At 72.0% G+C, this 16,141-nt stretch carries 16 protein-coding genes; 8 read left to right on the top strand and 8 right to left on the bottom strand.

Annotation, left to right across the window (positions count from 1 at the left end):
- Positions 1-38: 38 nt before the first annotated feature.
- Positions 39-233: a CsbD family protein gene (locus KBX34_RS16095; protein WP_088948150.1), complete on the bottom strand. Its 195-nt coding sequence runs from the start codon at positions 231-233 to the stop codon at positions 39-41.
- 156 nt (positions 234-389) lie between these two features.
- On the opposite strand from KBX34_RS16095, the gene KBX34_RS16090 reads away from it, so the two are divergent.
- Positions 390-1,001 carry a histidine phosphatase family protein gene (locus KBX34_RS16090; protein WP_141909370.1) on the top strand — a complete coding sequence of 204 codons (612 nt, stop codon included), beginning with the start codon at positions 390-392 and terminating at the stop codon, positions 999-1,001.
- Here the strand turns inward: KBX34_RS16090 and KBX34_RS16085 are convergent.
- The 3 genes from KBX34_RS16085 to KBX34_RS16075 all read right to left on the bottom strand — a co-directional run bounded on the left by KBX34_RS16085 (position 931) and on the right by KBX34_RS16075 (position 3,800).
- Positions 931-1,437 carry an Lrp/AsnC family transcriptional regulator gene (locus KBX34_RS16085; protein WP_099853440.1) on the bottom strand — a complete coding sequence of 169 codons (507 nt, stop codon included), beginning with the start codon at positions 1,435-1,437 and terminating at the stop codon, positions 931-933. The two genes, KBX34_RS16090 and KBX34_RS16085, sit on opposite strands and share 71 nt — an antisense overlap.
- Before the next feature lie 108 nt (positions 1,438-1,545).
- The gene (locus tag KBX34_RS16080; protein ID WP_210925639.1) at positions 1,546-2,688 is read right to left on the bottom strand and encodes an acyl-CoA dehydrogenase family protein; all 1,143 of its coding nucleotides are present in this window, start codon (positions 2,686-2,688) and stop codon (positions 1,546-1,548) included.
- Entirely contained in the window at positions 2,685-3,800 is a 1,116-nt protein-coding gene (locus KBX34_RS16075; protein WP_210925638.1) for a Xaa-Pro peptidase family protein, read from the bottom strand. The genes KBX34_RS16080 and KBX34_RS16075 overlap by 4 nt, the downstream gene beginning before the upstream one ends.
- 203 nt (positions 3,801-4,003) lie before the next feature.
- On the opposite strand from KBX34_RS16075, the gene KBX34_RS16070 reads away from it, so the two are divergent.
- Complete coding sequence (locus KBX34_RS16070; protein WP_210925637.1) at positions 4,004-5,374, top strand: glycosyl hydrolase family 18 protein; 1,371 nt, start codon at positions 4,004-4,006, stop codon at positions 5,372-5,374.
- Between the two features lie 657 nt (positions 5,375-6,031).
- Here KBX34_RS16070 and KBX34_RS16065 read toward each other — a convergent pair.
- Positions 6,032-6,919, bottom strand: coding sequence for a winged helix-turn-helix transcriptional regulator (locus tag KBX34_RS16065; protein ID WP_210925636.1), 888 nt, complete (start codon positions 6,917-6,919; stop codon positions 6,032-6,034).
- 81 nt (positions 6,920-7,000) lie between these two features.
- On the opposite strand from KBX34_RS16065, the gene KBX34_RS16060 reads away from it, so the two are divergent.
- Entirely contained in the window at positions 7,001-8,278 is a 1,278-nt protein-coding gene (locus KBX34_RS16060; RefSeq protein WP_210925633.1) for an MFS transporter, read from the top strand.
- A 12-nt stretch (positions 8,279-8,290) separates the two neighbouring features.
- Here KBX34_RS16060 and KBX34_RS16055 read toward each other — a convergent pair whose 3' ends face one another.
- Positions 8,291-9,358 (bottom strand): DUF4037 domain-containing protein, encoded by a 1,068-nt coding sequence (locus KBX34_RS16055; RefSeq protein WP_210925632.1) that lies wholly within the window; start codon positions 9,356-9,358, stop codon positions 8,291-8,293.
- Between the two features lie 121 nt (positions 9,359-9,479).
- On the opposite strand from KBX34_RS16055, the gene KBX34_RS16050 reads away from it, so the two are divergent.
- Both KBX34_RS16050 and KBX34_RS16045 read left to right on the top strand, forming a co-directional pair.
- Entirely contained in the window at positions 9,480-9,707 is a 228-nt protein-coding gene (locus tag KBX34_RS16050) for a hypothetical protein (protein ID WP_088948142.1), read from the top strand.
- 59 nt (positions 9,708-9,766) lie between these two features.
- Complete coding sequence (locus KBX34_RS16045) at positions 9,767-10,693, top strand: 5'-3' exonuclease (RefSeq protein WP_210925630.1); 927 nt, start codon at positions 9,767-9,769, stop codon at positions 10,691-10,693.
- Between the two features lie 76 nt (positions 10,694-10,769).
- On the opposite strand, the gene KBX34_RS16040 is transcribed toward KBX34_RS16045, so the two are convergent.
- Together KBX34_RS16040 and KBX34_RS16035 are read right to left on the bottom strand one after the other, a co-directional pair.
- Positions 10,770-11,486 carry an isocitrate lyase/phosphoenolpyruvate mutase family protein gene (locus KBX34_RS16040; protein ID WP_141909362.1) on the bottom strand — a complete coding sequence of 239 codons (717 nt, stop codon included), beginning with the start codon at positions 11,484-11,486 and terminating at the stop codon, positions 10,770-10,772.
- A 42-nt stretch (positions 11,487-11,528) separates the two neighbouring features.
- Positions 11,529-11,831 carry a GNAT family N-acetyltransferase gene (locus KBX34_RS16035; RefSeq protein WP_088948139.1) on the bottom strand — a complete coding sequence of 101 codons (303 nt, stop codon included), beginning with the start codon at positions 11,829-11,831 and terminating at the stop codon, positions 11,529-11,531.
- A 127-nt stretch (positions 11,832-11,958) separates the two neighbouring features.
- On the opposite strand from KBX34_RS16035, the gene KBX34_RS16030 reads away from it, so the two are divergent.
- The 3 genes from KBX34_RS16030 to KBX34_RS16020 all read left to right on the top strand — a co-directional run bounded on the left by KBX34_RS16030 (position 11,959) and on the right by KBX34_RS16020 (position 16,122).
- Positions 11,959-12,654, top strand: a complete 696-nt coding sequence (locus tag KBX34_RS16030; protein ID WP_210925628.1) for a thioredoxin family protein — start codon at positions 11,959-11,961, stop codon at positions 12,652-12,654.
- Positions 12,655-12,694: 40 nt separating this feature from the next.
- Positions 12,695-13,069: an MmcQ/YjbR family DNA-binding protein gene (locus tag KBX34_RS16025; RefSeq protein WP_088948137.1), complete on the top strand. Its 375-nt coding sequence runs from the start codon at positions 12,695-12,697 to the stop codon at positions 13,067-13,069.
- Positions 13,070-13,224: 155 nt separating this feature from the next.
- The gene (locus KBX34_RS16020; RefSeq protein ID WP_210925626.1) at positions 13,225-16,122 is read left to right on the top strand and encodes a glycosyl hydrolase; all 2,898 of its coding nucleotides are present in this window, start codon (positions 13,225-13,227) and stop codon (positions 16,120-16,122) included.
- Positions 16,123-16,141 lie beyond the last annotated feature (19 nt).

Here is a 16,141-nt window from a genome sequence, read left to right as displayed (position 1 = left end):
GGGCGACGATGCGCCCGGGGACCCGTGAACCGCTCAGGTCACTTGTTGAAGGAGTCCTTCACGTTGCGACCGGCGTCCTTGACGTTCTGACCGGCCTGCTTGGCGCGCGCGTCGCTCTGCTGGCTGGCGCCCTCGCCACGCATCCGCTCGTTGTCGGTCATGTCGCCCATGCGCTCCCGCGCGGCGCCCGCCATCTGCTCGACCTTGTTCTTTGCCTTCTCGGTGAAGCTCATCGCGCCTCCTCGGTCTGGCGATTGTCCCCGCACGCTTGCCCGCTCTCCCGGTGCCGAAACCGGCGGTGCCGGTCGGCACACCCGGTAAGGCATCCTAGGAAGATAGGTTGAGGGAGGGCCGCATGCCGGCACCGGCCACGGTGGTTAACTGGCCGCATGGGAGAGCTCCTGCTGATCCGGCACGGCGAAACCACGTGGAGCGCCAGCCTGCGGCACACCTCGTACACCGACCTGGAGCTGACCCCCGACGGCGAGCGACAGGCGCGCACCCTCGCCGCGTTCCTGGCCGGCCGGCGCTTCGTGACAGTGCTGGCCAGCCCCCGCTCCCGGGCGCTGCGCACCGCGCAGCTGGCCGGCCTCACCGTCGACGCCGTCGACGAGGACCTCAGCGAGTGGAACTACGGCGAGTACGAGGGCCGCACCACCGTCGACATCCACGCCGACCAGCCGCACTGGAACATCTGGACCGACGGCTGCCCCGGCGGCGAGTCACCCGCGCAGGTGGGCGAACGGCTCGACCGGGTGCTGGCCCGCGTCACCCCGCTGCTCGACCGCGGCACCGTCGCGCTCGTCGGTCACGCACACAGTCTGCGGGTGCTCGGCGCCCGCTGGATCGGCCTGCCCCCGTCCGCCGGCGGACGGCTCCGCCTGGAGACCGCCACGGTCAGCGCACTCGGTCACGAGCACGGCCGACAGGTCATCCTGCGGTGGAACCAGCCGGCTCCTCCGGCGCCCGGGACCGCGACCGACTCGGCACCGCGGCACTGATCTTCGGCGGCCGGTTCTCGTACGGGGTGGACAGCACCACAGTGGTGCGGGTCGTGACGTTCGCCGAGGTGCGGATCTCCTGCAACACCCGCTCCAGGTCGGCCGGACTCGCCACCCGCACCAGCAGCATGTAGAAGTCCTCCCCCGCCACCGAGTAGCAGGAGTCGATCTCGGGCAGGTGGGACAGCCGCTCCGGCGCGTCGTCCGGCTGCGACGGGTCGAACGGGCGGATCGCCACGAACGCGGTCAGCGGCAGGTCCAGCGCCTCGAACGAGACCCGGGCGGCGTACCCCTTGATCACCCCGCGCTGCTCCAGCCGGCGCACCCGCTGGTGCACCGCGGACACCGACAGGCCCACCTTCTCGGCCAGGTCGGTGTACGACAGACGGCCGTCGGCGGTCAGCGCGGCGACGATAGCGCGGTCGATCTCCTCCACGGCGTGCAACCTACCGGGAAAACCGCCCGACTGCGACGCAGCGCCCGACGCGGCCACGCGGGCGGTGGGCCACGGCGAACCACCGCAGCCCACCACCACGCGCCGTCCTCAGCCCTGGGCGAGCGCCCGGGAGATCACCAGACGCTGGATCTGGTTGGTGCCCTCCACGATCTGCAACACCTTGGCCTCACGCATGTACCGCTCCACCGGGTGATCGGCCACGTAGCCCGCGCCGCCGAGCACCTGCACCGCGTCGGTGGTCACCCGCATCGCCATGTCGGTGGCGAAGAGCTTCGCCTTGGCCGCCTCGATCGCGTACGGGCGACCCGCGTCCCGCAACCGGGCCGCCGCGAGGGTCAGCGCACGGGCGGCGGAGATCTGGGTGGCCGCGTCGGCCAGGAGGAAGCCGAGGCCCTGGAAATCGATGATGGACCGACCGAACTGCTGCCGCTCCCGGGCGTAGGAGACCGCGTAGTCCAAGGCCGCCTGGGCCAGCCCGACCGCGCACGCCGCGATGCCCAACCGGCCGGAGTCCAGCGCGGACATGGCGATGGTGAAGCCCACGCCCTCGCCGCCGATCAACCGGTCGGCCGGCACGCGTGCCTCGTCGAAGGCGATCTGCGCCACCGGGGAGGAGCGCAGACCCATCGTCCGCTCGGCCGCCTGCGGGGCGATGCCGGGGGTGCCCGCGTCGGCGAGCAGGCAGGAGATCCCCTTCGGGCCGGGGCCGCCGGTGCGGCAGAAGACGTTGAAGAAGTCGGCGGTCCGCGCGTGGGTGATCCACGCCTTGGTGCCGGAGACCAGGTACGCGTCCCCGTCCCGGACCGCCCGGGTGCTCAGCGACGCCGCGTCGGAGCCGCCCTGCGGCTCGGAGAGGCAGTACGCGCCCAGCAACTCGCCACCGAGCATGTCCGGCAACAGCTTGCGCTGCTCGTCGCTGCCGAACGCCGCCACCGGGTAGCAGGACAGGGTGTGCACGCTGACCGCCTCGGCGACCGCGAGCCACCGGCTGGCCAGGATCTCCAGCACCTGCAGGTACACCTCGTACGGCTGGGCCGCGCCGCCGTACTCCTCGGGGTAGGGCAGCCCGAGCAGGCCCGCCCGGCCGAGGGTTCGCAGCACCTCGCGGGGGAACTCGGCGCGCTCCTCGAAGGCGGCGGCCTTCGGCGCGAGCTCGCGGTCGGCGAGCTCGGTGGCGAGACCCAGCAGGTCGTGGGCCTCGTCGGTGGGGAGAATCCGGTCGACAGTCATAGCGCGATGAGCTCCGTGGGGGTGGTGTTGAGCCGTTGCACGCCGTCCGTTGTGCAGACGACGATGTCCTCGATACGGGCGCCGTGTCGGCCCGCCAGGTAGATCCCCGGTTCGATGGAGAACGCCATGCCGGCCTCCAGGGGCTGGTCGTTGCCGGCCACCAGGTAGGGCTCCTCGTGACCGTCGAGACCGATGCCGTGCCCGGTGCGGTGCAGGAACGCGGGGCCGTAGCCGGCGGCGGCGATCGGCTCCCGCGCCGCGGCGTCGGCCGCCGCGCCGGTGACCCCGGGCCGCACCGCCGCGACCGCCGCGCGCTGGGCGTCGCGCAGCACCGTGTAGTAGTCCAGAAAGTCGGCCGGCCCGGGCCCGCCCACCAGGTAGGTGCGGGTGCAGTCCGAGCGGTAGCCCGAGGGCATCGTGCCGCCGATGTCGACCACCACCGGCTCTCCGACGCCGATCGGCCGGTCCGAGGTGCCGTGGTGCGGGCTGGCCCCGTTCGGGCCAGCCGCCACGATGACGAAGTCGACGCTGACGTGCCCGGCGGCCCGGATCGCCGCGGCGATGTCCGTCGCGACCTCGGCCTCGGTGCGGCCGGGGCGCAGCCACTCGCCCATCCGCAGGTGCACCTCGTCGATGGCCACGCCGGCCTCGGCCAGCGCCGCCACCTCCGCAGGGGACTTGCGGATCCGCAGCTCACGCAGCACCTCCCCGGCCAGCCGCTGCGTTGCGCCGGGAAGCGCGGCGCGCAGCGCGAGGACCTGCTCGGCCCACATCCGGTCGGCCAGCCCCACCGCCGCCGGCGGGCCGTCGAGGGCGGCGACCACCAGGGGGTACGGGTCGGTGCCGTCGACGTGGTCGACGATGCGGACCCCGGTGGCGGGCGCGGGGGACGCCTCCGCCGCCGGGCGTTCCAGCCGGGGCACGATCAGGGTCGGCTCGCCCTCGGCGGGCAGCACCAGGCAGGTCAGCCGCTCCCCCGCGTGGGCGTCGTAGCCGGTCAGGTAACGCAGGTCGGAGCCCGGGGTGAGCAGCAGGGCGTCCAGGCCGGCGGCGGCGGTGGCGCGCTGCGCGGCGATCAGCCGATCCGGCGGATACAGCTCGTCGATTCCCACCCCGTCAGCTTAACGGTCGTTTGGGCAAACCCCATATCGACACCGATCGTCGGAAAATCCATCGACGTTGATTGACGCGCACAGTTAACACTCTTTAAGATTTGGCTGCCTCGAGGCCACCCGTCCCTGCGTCCCCCCGCACCTCCCGCCCGCGACAACCCTGCGCGGGCGGGCGTCGTCCCCCGCCCACGGGAAGGCCCCCGATGTCCTCACCACTGCGCCGCGCCCTCACCGCCGGCCTCCTCGCGCTGGCCACCGCCGGCGCCACCCTCGCCACCACCCCCACCGCCGCGCAGGCCGTGGTGCTGCCGAACAACTTCAAGAGCGTCGGCTACATGCCCTCCTGGGCCGGCAACGTCAACACCATCCAGTACAACAAGCTCACCCACATCAACTACGCGTTCGTGCTGCCCAACAACGACGGCAGCCTGCGTGCGGTCGAGAACCCGAGCAAGCTCTCCTCGCTGGTCTCCCTCGCGCACGCCAACAACGTCAAGGTGTCAATCGCCGTCGGCGGCTGGAACGACGGCAACGACTCGGCCTTCGAGGCCCTGGCCGCCAACTCCGGCAGCCGGACCACCTTCGTCAACAACCTGGTCAACTTCGTCAACCAGTACAACCTGGACGGCGTCGACATGGACTGGGAATACCCCGACCCGGGCGCCTCGGCCAACAACTACACGGCGCTCATGACGCAGCTCGGCAGCGCGATGCACAGTCGCGGCAAGCTGCTCACCGCCGCCGTGGTCTCCGAGGGCTACTCCGTCGACGGCGTGCAGACGGCCGTGTTCAACCAGGTCGACTGGCTCAACATCATGGCGTACGACGGCGGCAGCCCGCACGCCAACTACGACTGGTCGATCAACAGCATCAACCTGTGGAAGGCCCGGGGCCTACCGGCCAGCAAGGCCGTGCTCGGCATCCCGTTCTACAGCCGCCCCGGCTACTTCACCTACTCGGCACTGGTCGCGCTGGACCCGGCCAACGCCAACCGGGACTGCACCACGGCCGGTGGCGCCCAGCAGTGCTACAACGGCATCCCGACGGTCAAGCGCAAGACGCAGTGGGCACTCGCCAACGCCGGCGGCGTGATGAACTGGGAGTTGTCGCAGGACACCACCGGTTCGACCTCGCTGGTCAGCGCGATGTACGACACGATCATGGGTGGCACCACCCCGCCGCCGACCGGCCGCACCGGGCGGATCACCGGCATCGGCGGCAAGTGCGTCGACGTGGCCTCGGCAAGCACCGCCAACGGCACCCCCATCCAGCTGTGGGGCTGCAACGGCACCAACGCGCAGACCTGGACCGTCGCCAGCGACAGCACGCTGCGCGCCCTCGGCAAGTGCGCCGACATCACCAACGGCTCGACCGCCAACGGCGCGAAGATCCAGCTCTGGGACTGCAACGGCAGCGGCGCGCAGGTCTGGCAGTCGCAGTCCAACGGCACGCTGCGCAACCCGCAGTCGAACAAGTGCCTGGACGCCAGCGACAACAGCTCCGCCGACGGCACCCGGCTGCAGATCTGGGACTGCTTCGCCGGCGCCAACCAGCGCTGGACGCTCCCGGCCTGACGGTTCGGACGCAACGATCCCCGGTCGACGCCCCCGCGTCAGCCGGGGATCGTTGCGTGCTCGCGAGCCAGGGCAGGCAGGGTCATCGGATGGGTGAGCAGCGGCAACGGCGTACGCGGTGACGTCTGCGAGCAGGTCACGCCGTTGGCAGCTAGAGTGACCCGACCCTGCGGCCGATCATAGATGTGGACCGATCGGGCTCCGGCCGGACGCTGCCGACCGACTGAGGACGTGCAATGGGATCCAGATTCCAGCGGGTCGTGCACCGCGGGCAGTGGTCGGCCCCGACCGTCATTCCGATCCTGCTCATCTGCGTGAGCATCGCCGCCGGCGGCGGTCTGGTGTTCGGCGCGTTCGTTCTCTTTGCCATACCGCTCGGTCTGATACTGGCCGTACCCCCGACCGTGGGCCGGTACGTGGGGAGGATGAAGTCCAGCTCTGACGTCACGGTGTCGTACGCCGTCTGCACGATCGGGGCGTGGGTGGGGTGCCTCATGCTCGGGGTCGCGATGACCGCGCAGCCGTTCCACAGCTCTGGCCCGAACCTCGTCCCCCCGATAATGACCATGGCCGGTGCCATCTGGATCGCGCAGGTCGCCACGGCTGTGCTGGCTCGCAGACGGGCCAGCGCTACGGGTGCCCGGTCGACGCCCCGCGTCAGCCGGGGATCCTCGCGTGCTCGCGGACCAGCATGAGCATCTCCTCCACCGAGCCGGCCGGGTCGGTGACCGGGAACTGCACGGCCCGCACCACCGCCTGCGGGTCGACCAGCAGCGTCAGCCGCTTGAACCGGGTCATCCCACCGGCGCGGAAGACGGGCAGCAGCAGCCCGGCGGCCAACCGGCCGTCCTGGTCGGACAGCAGCGGAAACGGCAGCCCGGCGTACGCGGAGAAGTCGGCGAGCTGGTCCGGTCGCTGCGTGCTGATCCCGTAGACCCGTACCCCGGCGGCCTGGAAGTCCGGGTGCCGCTTCGCGTAGGTGGTCGATTCGAGGGTGCAGCCCCGGGCACCGGGGATCTCCGACCAGGCCGGCGGATAGCCCTGCGTCCCCGGCGCGTACGCCCCGGGGAAGAGGTAGAGGACGCTCCACTCGCCCGTCGCGGCCACCGACACCGGCTGACCGTCGGCACCCGGCAGCACGGCCTCGGGCAACCGCCGCCCGATCAGGTCGTGTGCCCGGCGCGCCTCGGCAGACCCGGCGTCGGCCGTCGCGGTCAACTCTCCATCACCCATCAGGTGCCTCGTCCCCCAGTCCTGCAGGGCGATCAGCACCGGCAGGAGCCCCTCGCCCTTCGCGGTGAGCAGGTAGTCGTAGCGCGGCGGGTGTCGTGAGTACGGCTGGCGCTCCAACACACCGTGCTCGACCAGAGCGCCGAGGCGCTCGGTCAGCGCCCGTCGGCTGACACCCAGCTCGCGTTGCAACGCGTCGAAGCGGGTCGTCCCGCCGGCGACGTCGCGCACGATGAGGAACGTCCACCAGTCCCCCAGTACGCCGAGCGCCTGCGCGATGCCGCAGTCCGCATCGGCAAGATCCTCTCGCCGCACCCGCTACCTCCGTTGCTCCCGCTCCGACTATAGTCCGTTCCAGTTTGGAACGCGCTGGCTCGGCGAACGGGGGACGGCGACATGCACGTCGACGAACGGGCCGGGGTGTTCTGGCGCTGGTGGACCGCCGGCACGACCAGCATGGTCGGGTCGGCGGTCGGCGCGGTGGCCCTGCCGCTCACCGCACTCACCGTCCTCGACGCCTCCGCGTTCCAGCTGGGCCTGATCGCCGCGGCCAGCTACGTCGCCTGGATCGTGATCGGGCTGCCGGCCGGAGTCATCGTGCAACACCTGCCGCTGCGCGGCGCCCAGGTGGGCGCCGACCTGGCCCGTGCGGTCGCCGTCGCGTCCATCCCACTCGCCTGGTGGTGGGGCCACCTCACCGTCGCCCACCTGGTGGTCACCGCGCTCGTGGTCAGCTTCGCCAACGTTCTCTTCGACGTGGCCAACTCGACCTTCCTGCCCAGCATCGTCGAACGCGAGCAGTTGCAGTCCCGCAACAGCCTCACCTCAGCCACCCACGCCGCCACCCTGCTCAGCGGCCCCTCCCTCGGTGGGCTCGCCGTGCAGACACTCGGCGCGGTGCCCACCCTGCTGGTGGACTCGGCCAGCTACCTCGTATCGGCGGCCCTGCTGCGCACCCTGCCCGCCACCCGCGTCGACGCGCCGGACCAGTGGCCCCCGATCGGTGAGCTGATCCGGGCGGGCTGGCGCTACGTCGCGCACCACCCGGTGATAGGCCCGAGCATGTGGGCCGCGACGACGATGAACCTCGTCTGCGGGGCGCAGTTCGCGCTGCACCCGCTCTACCTGGTCCGCGAGCTGCACGCCCCGGTCGGCCTGGTCGGCGTCCTGCTCGCCGTCGAGGGGGTCGGCGCCCTGGTCGGGGCGGCGCTCACCACCCGGATCACGACACGGATCGGCACCGCCCGCGCCCTGATCGCCGCCGGATTCACCACGGTCGTCGGTGCGTTCGGAATCCCCTGGGGCACCGGGTGGCTGGCGTACGCCGCCTTCGCCGCCGGCAGCGTGGTCTTCTCCCTCGGGACGGTGGTGCTCAGCGTGACCACCCGGACCTACCGGCAGATCGCCAGCCCACCCGACCTGCTGTCCCGGGTGATGGCGACCGTGCGGTTCGTGTCCTGGGGAGCGATCCCGGTCGGCGGGCTGGTCGCCGGCGCACTGGCCGGGCCGCTGGGCGCCCGCGCCACCCTGTTCGTCTTCGCGGCGACACTGGTCTGCGCGCCGCTGGTGCTGCTGCTCTCCCCCGTCCGGCACCTGCGCGACCTCACCGACCACGACCAGGGCGACGAGCCGAGCCGCCCCGCTACGTCGACGGTCGGTGTCGGGGATCGGTGACCGGGCGGCTGATCAGACGCTGCCGGCGATCCGGCGCACCCGGGCCGCGTCGGTGAGGACATCGACGCTGTGCACGTACTGGTCGACCGCGCCCACAAGCGGCCGGTCACGCAGCGCGGGGTCGGTCACGGCGGCACTCAGCGCGGCGGCGATCCGCTCGGCGCGCAGCACCAGGAAGGGGCGGCTGTGGAACGGCCGCGCCCGGGCGCGCACCGGCACCGCGAGACGGGTCTCGTCGGTCCATCGGGCCACCGTCTCCAGGGCCTCGACCAGCCCCGCCTGACGCCGCGCCCAGTCGCCCGGGCCGAGCGCGTCGGCCAGCGCCACGACCACCGGCTCGGCGTCGTCCAGCCGGCCGAAGACCGTGCCGAGCCACTTGTCGTACGGCGGCCAACGCTGGTGCAGCAGCAGACCGAGCCGCATGAGATCCCGGGCCAGCCCGGCGGTCACCACCCGGCTGCCCAGCTCGTCACCGACCTCGGCACACCGGCCGGGCAGGTGCTCCGCCTGGGCGATCCGGGTCCAGGCGGAGGCGAGCACGTGGCGCCACACGTCCGTCGGATACCAGCTGACCGCCGTACGCCGGGCCGTCAGCGCCCCACCGAGACCGTCATGGAAGACCGCGCCGCCGGTCACCTCCGCCAGCCGCTGGGTCGGGGTGGCGAGCCAGTCCGCCGTGGTGACCCCGGCGGCCGGGTCGAAGCCGAGCCGGTCGCGCCACCAGCCGGCCAGTTCGGCGACGTCGACCCCGTGCCGGCTGCCCGCCGGGTCGGAGACGCCCAGCCGCCTGTCCTCGCCGACGAAACGGGTCGGCCAACCCAGAAACTCCACCGGCAGCTCGGCGTCGAGCGCGGCGCGCAGCGCGGGGACCCGGGCCGCCTCGGCTGCCGGGACGAACAGCTGCACGCGTGGCCCCCAGTCGTGGTCGGTGGACCGCACGGTGTCCAGGCCGAGCAACTCCGAGCCGCCGTCGAGCAGTCCGGCCGCGTACGGCAGGTCGGGACACCGGCGGCGCAGGATCGGCGCGACCACCTCGTCGTGATAGCGACGGGCCAACGTCAGGCCGGGAAGAAACGCCATACCGGCAGTCTGCGCCGCGCGACGACCAGCTCGCACGGTCGTTTTCCGGCCCGGCGCGTCCCCCGCGGCCCTAGCCTGGGATCGGGGTCCCGCGCGGGCGACCTCGACCGGGAGGACCGACGTGGCAGGGAACGAGGCGAACCGGGCGGCGACACGCCGTCGCCGCCAACTGTGGGCGGGAGTCCTCGCGCTCGTCGGCCTGGCTCTGCTGATCATCGGGCTCACCGTCGCCGACGGCGTCGCGGCCTGGGTCGAGGTGCTGGTGGCGATCCTGCTGCTGGTGACCAGTTACGTCGTGCAGCACCTGGCCCGTCGGGAGACCGTCTACCGGCACGACGACCAGCGCTGACAGCACCGGGCGGCCGGGGGTACCCCGGATCGTCGGACGGCTGTGCCAGGCTGTCCGGCGTGGCACACCGACCCCCGATCCTGCTGATCGACGCAGCGAGCCTCTACTTCCGGGCCTACTTCGGCATTCCGGAGTCCGCCGCCAAGGCCGACGACGGCACCCCGGTCAACGCGGTGCGCGGTTTCCTCGACATGCTCGCCACCCTGATTCGCGTGCGGGGCGCCGACCGGATGGTCTGCGCCCTCGACTACGACTGGCGCCCGGCGTGGCGGGTCGACCTGCTGCCGTCGTACAAGGCGCACCGGGTGGCCCCGCAGGGCGGCGAGATCGTCCCGGACACGCTCTCCCCGCAGGTGCCGATGATCCTGGAGGTGCTGACCGCCGTGGGCATCACCGCGGTCGGCGCTACCGGCTACGAGGCCGACGACGTGCTCGGCACGCTCTCGGTGACCCAGCCCGGCCCGGTCGAGGTGGTCTCCGGCGACCGGGACCTGTTCCAGCTCATCGACGACACCCGGCCGGTCCGGCTGCTCTACGTGGGGCGCGGCGTCGCCAAGCTGGACGACTGCGACGACGCCGCGGTGCGGACACGCTACGGCGTCCCGGCCGACCGGTACGCAGACTTCGCCGCGCTGCGCGGCGACCCCAGCGACGGGCTGCCCGGGGTCGCCGGTGTGGGTGAGAAGACCGCCGCCCGGCTCATCGAGCGGTACGGCAGCATCGCCGGCATCCTGGCCGCACTGGACGACTCCGACTCGTCCTTCGCACCGGGCTTGCGCACCAAGCTGGCCGCGGCCCGCGACTACCTGGCCGTGGCGCCGACGGTGGTCCGGGTCGCCCTGGACGTGCCACTGCCGGAGCTGCCCACCGCGCTGCCGACCGCCCCGGTCGATCCGGAGCGGCTGCTCGACCTGGCCGGACGGTGGAACCTGGCCGGCTCGGCCCGCCGCCTGGTGGACGCCCTCGCCGCCCGCGCCGACGCCTGACCGACCACCGCGCGGCTGGCGCCCGACCGATCGCCGCGCGGCTGGCGCTTGATCACTCCCGGGGCGGTGGGCGGGCTCAGGCGCGCAGTCGTGCCGCGAGGTCGCCGACCGCCCCGATGGCGTACCGCTGCATGGCCGGCCCGAAGGTGATGCGCGTCGCGCCCCAGCGCGCCAACTCGGCCACGGACTCGCTGTCCGCGCCGGCGACCATGTTGATCGGGCCGGTGATTCCCTCGCGCAGCACCGGCAGCAGCTCCGGCGGCGCCAGGATGGGGTACACGCAGTCGGCGCCGGCGGCCGTGTAGAGGCGGGCTCGTGCCACCGCGTCGGCCGGGTCACCCGCGCCGACCAGGAACGTGTCGACGCGCGCGTTGATGACGAGCGCGTCGCCAGCCTCCGCGCGCACCTCGGCCAGCCAGTCCGCGTGCCGCTGGGGATCCTTCAGCGTGGCGCCTCCCTCGGAGTCCTCCAGGTTGCAGCCGACGGCGCCCGTCTCCAGGAGCCGCCCGACCAGCTCGCCGGGGGTGAGGCCGTACCCGCCCTCGACGTCGGCGGACACCGGGACGGAGACGGCCCGGACGATCCGCGCCACCGCGGCGAACATCTCGTCGGGCGGGGTAGCGCCGTCCTCGTAGCCGAGCGAGGCGGCGACCCCGGCGCTGGGGATGGCGAGCGCGGGATAGCCGGCCTCGGCGAAGGCCAGCGCGCTGGCCGCGTCCCAGGGACCGGGGAGGACGAGCGGGTCTCCGAGGGCGCGGCCGTGGTGCAGCGCCCGGAAGGTCTGAGCAGTCATCGTGCACGTCTCCCGACGGGATGAAGGGCGGAAGGGGCCGGTCTACTTGACCTTGCGGGTCGAGCGGACCACGATGCCCTCGTACTCCGGGTGCTTGACCAGCCAGTCGGCGAGGAACGGGCAGATCGGCACTACGGTTCGGCGCTTGGCGCGCGCGTCGTCCATCACGGCGCGAGCCAGCGTCGACCCGACGCCCCGGCCCTCGAACGCCGGGTCGACCTCGGTGTGGGTGTAGGCGATGATCGAGCCGGTCAGCTGATAGGTGACGAACCCGGCGACCACGCCTGCCTCGTCGCGCGCCTCGAAGCGCTCCCGCTCCGGCGCGTCTGTCACGGTGAACTGCACCCGACCATCCAACCACCCGCGCCGGTGACGCCTCCCAAGAGGCCAGCAGGAGACACCCGCCGCGCATTGTCCGGGCCGGAACGGGAAACGCAGCGCCGCAGCCGGCACGTGGGAGGAGACACGCCACATGACGAACCCATCGACGGACGGCGGCTTCGCGGTCGTGGAGATGTTCACCTCACAGGGCTGCTCCAGTTGCCCTCCCGCCGAGGAGTTGCTGACCGAGATCGAGAGTGACGCCCAGGAACGGGGTCAACCTGTCTTCGGCCTCGGGTTCCACGTCGACTACTGGGACGATCTGGGCTGGCCCGACCAGTTCGCCGACGCTGCCTACACCGCGCGGCAGGAGGCGTACGCCCGGGCCTTCGGCTCCGGACGTCTGTACACGCCGCAGATGGTCGTCAACGGCACCGTCGAGTTCGTCGGGTCCGATCGTCGACGGGCGGCCGGTGCGATCGCGTCCGCCCTGGCCACGACCGCCGCCACCACCCTCACGCTGTCCGCACCGGACGTCGGCGGGCCGCGGGTGGTGCTGGACTACCAGGTCGATCAGCCACCGGAGGGCGCGGTGCTGAACGTGGCGATCGTGCAACGCGGCCTGGACAGCGAGATCGCCCGGGGGGAGAACGCCGGGCGGACGCTACGGCAGGACAACGTCGTACGGGCCTTCACGTCGGTGGGAGCGGACGCCGAGGGCGGGCGGATGGAGCTGACGGTGCCGCCCGATCTCGATCCGCGCGGTGCCATGGTCGTCGGCTACGTGCAGGAGAGCGGCACCCGGGCCGTCATCGGGGCGACCGCGATCGGCCTGTCCACCGCGTAATCTCGGCACATGCGGACGGTACGCGGTGCGAGGGGTCCCGGTGGTTGACGCGGAGGACGTACGCCGGGTGGCGCTGGCCCTGCCGCACGTGGTGGAGATCGCCAGTGACGGCTTCGATTTCCGGGTGGCCGACAAGGGCTTCGTCTGGTCCTATCCGGAGCGGGTGCCGGGCCGGCCGCGGGTGATCCGGCTCGACATCGCCGTGCTGTTCGTCGGGGACGAGGCGGAGAAGCAGGCTCTCCTGCTCGGCGAACCGGACGTCTTCTTCACCGCGCCCGGTTACGACGGGCTGCCCCTGGTGCTGCTGCGCCTGGCGGAGATCGACCTCGAACGCCTGGACGAGCTGGTGACGGACGCGTGGCGGATGCGCGCGCCGGAGACGCTGCTGAGCGAGCGTGAGGGCGCCGGCAAATAGCGACATCAGTACGCAACGGGATGGACACATTGACGGGGATCTAGGTGCTCCACTACCGTGGCCGTGAGAGCGCTCTCTCACCCGACCTTCCCCCCAATTCAGACGCAACGCGTCGGAGCCGGCAAGGGCCGCACCCGACGCGCGATGGAGGCACCATGAAACCTCCCGTCCCCCACCGCCGATGGGTCCTGGCCGCCACCACCGCGCTGGCCCTGATCGTCGGCGGCCTCGCGATCCCCGTCACCCGCGCCGCCGAAGCCGCGCCCGTCGGCGCCGGCAGCTACACCACCACCCCCGTCGGTCCGCTGCCGAGCGGGTGCGGCGCGATGTCCAGCAACCCCCGGCAGTTCGCCACCGCCAACGCGCCCACCGGTCCGATACCCACAAACGACTGGTGGTCCTCCCTGCTGTGGAAGCGCACCGACTGCTCCTTCAGCGAACCGCTGCACGCCCACCCGATCTCGTACGACACCTTCGGTGACGGGCTCGGCTTCTCCGGCAACTCCACTCCCGCCATCAGCGGCACCGCCACCGGCGTCGGGGAGTTCCACTACCCGTACGTGCAGGACATCCGGGTCGGCGTGGCCGGGCTCGCCGCTCCCCTGGTGAAGGTCGACGGCTGGACGGACTGGACGGTCAGCCCGCACTGGAGCGACGGCACGCGCACCATGCGCGCCACCATCGGCCACGGTCTGCCCTTCGCGTACTTCCAGACCACCGGCGGGAACGCGCAGATCAGCACCGCCGGCACCCCCGACGTCTGGTCCAACAGCGGCGCCACCATCGGCTTCCGGGTCAACGGCCACGACTACGTCGGGTTCGCCCCCAGCGGCGCCAGCTGGACCGTGGCGTCGGGCCGGATCTCGTCCACCCTGGCCGGTCGCGGCTACTTCTCCGTCGCCCTGCTGCCGCCGACGTCCAGCGCGACCGAGCGCGCCGCGCTGGCCGCGACCTACGGTCAGTACGCGCACGCCCACGTGACCGGCACCCAGGTCTCGTACGCCTACAACCCCGCAACCAGCGGCCTGACCACCACGTACGCGTTCACCACGACCGCCCGGGAGGGCACCGCCACGCAGACCGTGGTGAGCCTCTACCCGCACCAGTGGAAATCGCTGAGCGGCTCCACCGCGATCACGCCGACCTACCCGTCGGCGCGCGGCCGGATGAAGGTGCTCACCGGCGTCAACCAGTTCCGCACCGCCATGAAGTTCCAGGGCATCCTGCCGGAGCTGCCGGCCGTCGGTGACGGCAGCGGTGGTGACCTGTCGACGCTCACCGGGCACCTGGCCGCCACCCGCGCCAACCCGATGGACCAGCGCGGCAACGACACCTACTGGACGGGCAAGGGCCTCGGCCGCGCCGCGCGGATCGCCGAGATCGCCGACCAGGTCAACGACACCACGACGCGCGACAGCGCGCTGAACGCGATCCGTAGCACGCTCACCGACTGGTTCACCGCGTCCAGCGGCAAGACCAGCAGGGTCTTCTACTACGACAACACCTGGGGCACCCTGATCGGCTACCCGGCGTCGTACGGGTCCGACCAGGAGCTCAACGACCACCACTTCCACTACGGCTACTACATCGCCGCCGCAGCGACCCTGGCGAAGTTCGACCCTACCTGGGCGGCCACCAGCCGTTACGGCGGCATGGTCGACCTGCTGATCCGGGACGCCAACAACTACCGTCGCGACGACACCCGCTTCCCGTACCTGCGGGACTTCGACATCTACGCCGGCCACGACTGGGCGTCCGGGCACGGCTCGTTCGGCTCCGGCAACAACCAGGAGTCCTCGTCGGAGGGGATGAACTTCGCGAGCGCCCTGATCCAGTGGGGGCAGACGACCGGCGACACCGCCGTCCGCGACGCGGGTGTCTTCCTCTACACCACGCAGGCCGCGGCGATCCAGGAATACTGGTTCGACGTCAGCGACCAGAACTTCCCCGCCGCGTTCGGCCACTCGACGGTCGGCATGGTCTGGGGTGACGGCGGCGCGTACGCCACCTGGTTCAGCGCCGAGCCGGAGATGATCCAGGGCATCAACCTGCTGCCGGTCACCGGCGGTCACCTCTACCTGGGCAACAACCCGGCGTACGTGCGGACCAACTACGCCGAGCTCGTCCGCAACAACGGCGGACAACCGACGGTGTGGCAGGACATCCTCTGGCAGTTCCAGGCCCTCGGCGACCCCGACGCGGCGCTGGCGAACCTCCGCGCGAACCCGGGCTACACCCCGGAGGAGGGCGAGAGCCGGGCGCACACCTTCCACTGGATCCGCAACCTGGCGGCCCTGGGCAATGTCGACACGACGGTGACCGGCAACCATCCGCTGTCGGCGGTCTTCTCGCGCAACGGTGCCCGCACCTACGTGGCATCGAACCCGACCGCCGCGCCGATCACGGTGACCTTCTCCAACGGCACCACGCTCAGCGTGGGAGCCGGCAAGACGGCCACCACCGGGGCGTACACCTGGAGCGGCGGCAACGCCGCTGGCGGCGTTCCCCCGACGACGCCGACGGACCCCCCGCCGACGGACCCCCCGCCGACGGACCCCCCGCCGACGACCACCCCGCCGCCGGCCACGGGCGGTCCGACGCGGTACCTGCTGCCCGGAGGCGGGTTGGGCGCCGCCGGTGGCGCGGCCACGACGACTGTCGCGGCGGCAAACGGAAACCACGACGGTACGCCCACCAACGCGCAGGTCTTCACGGCCACCGGCCTCAACCTCGCCTACACCGGCGGGCAGACCACGTTCGACCTGTTCGTGGACGCCGGGACGGCGGTCGGCAACGGCGTGCAGGTGCGGATCTCCTACGACCTCACGGGCAACGGCAGTTGGGAGCGGGTGGAGACCCTGCGCTACTTCGCCACCGACCCGGTCCCCGGGTACGAGCACTACACCCAGAACGCCGGCCTGTCAACGGCGACCGGCACGTTGGGCGCACTGAGCAACGGCACGGTCCGGGTGGAGGTCTGGTCGGCGATCGGCAACAACCCGAGCACCGTGGGCATCGGCAACCAGTCGGTGCTGCGGCTTCCGTACTCCTGATCGACCCGTACGGCGCGAC

The sequence above is a fragment of the Micromonospora sp. M61 genome (assembly GCF_018070245.1).
Classification (GTDB): domain Bacteria; phylum Actinomycetota; class Actinomycetes; order Mycobacteriales; family Micromonosporaceae; genus Micromonospora; species Micromonospora zamorensis.
This window is presented reverse-complemented; position numbering and strand designations above follow the sequence as displayed.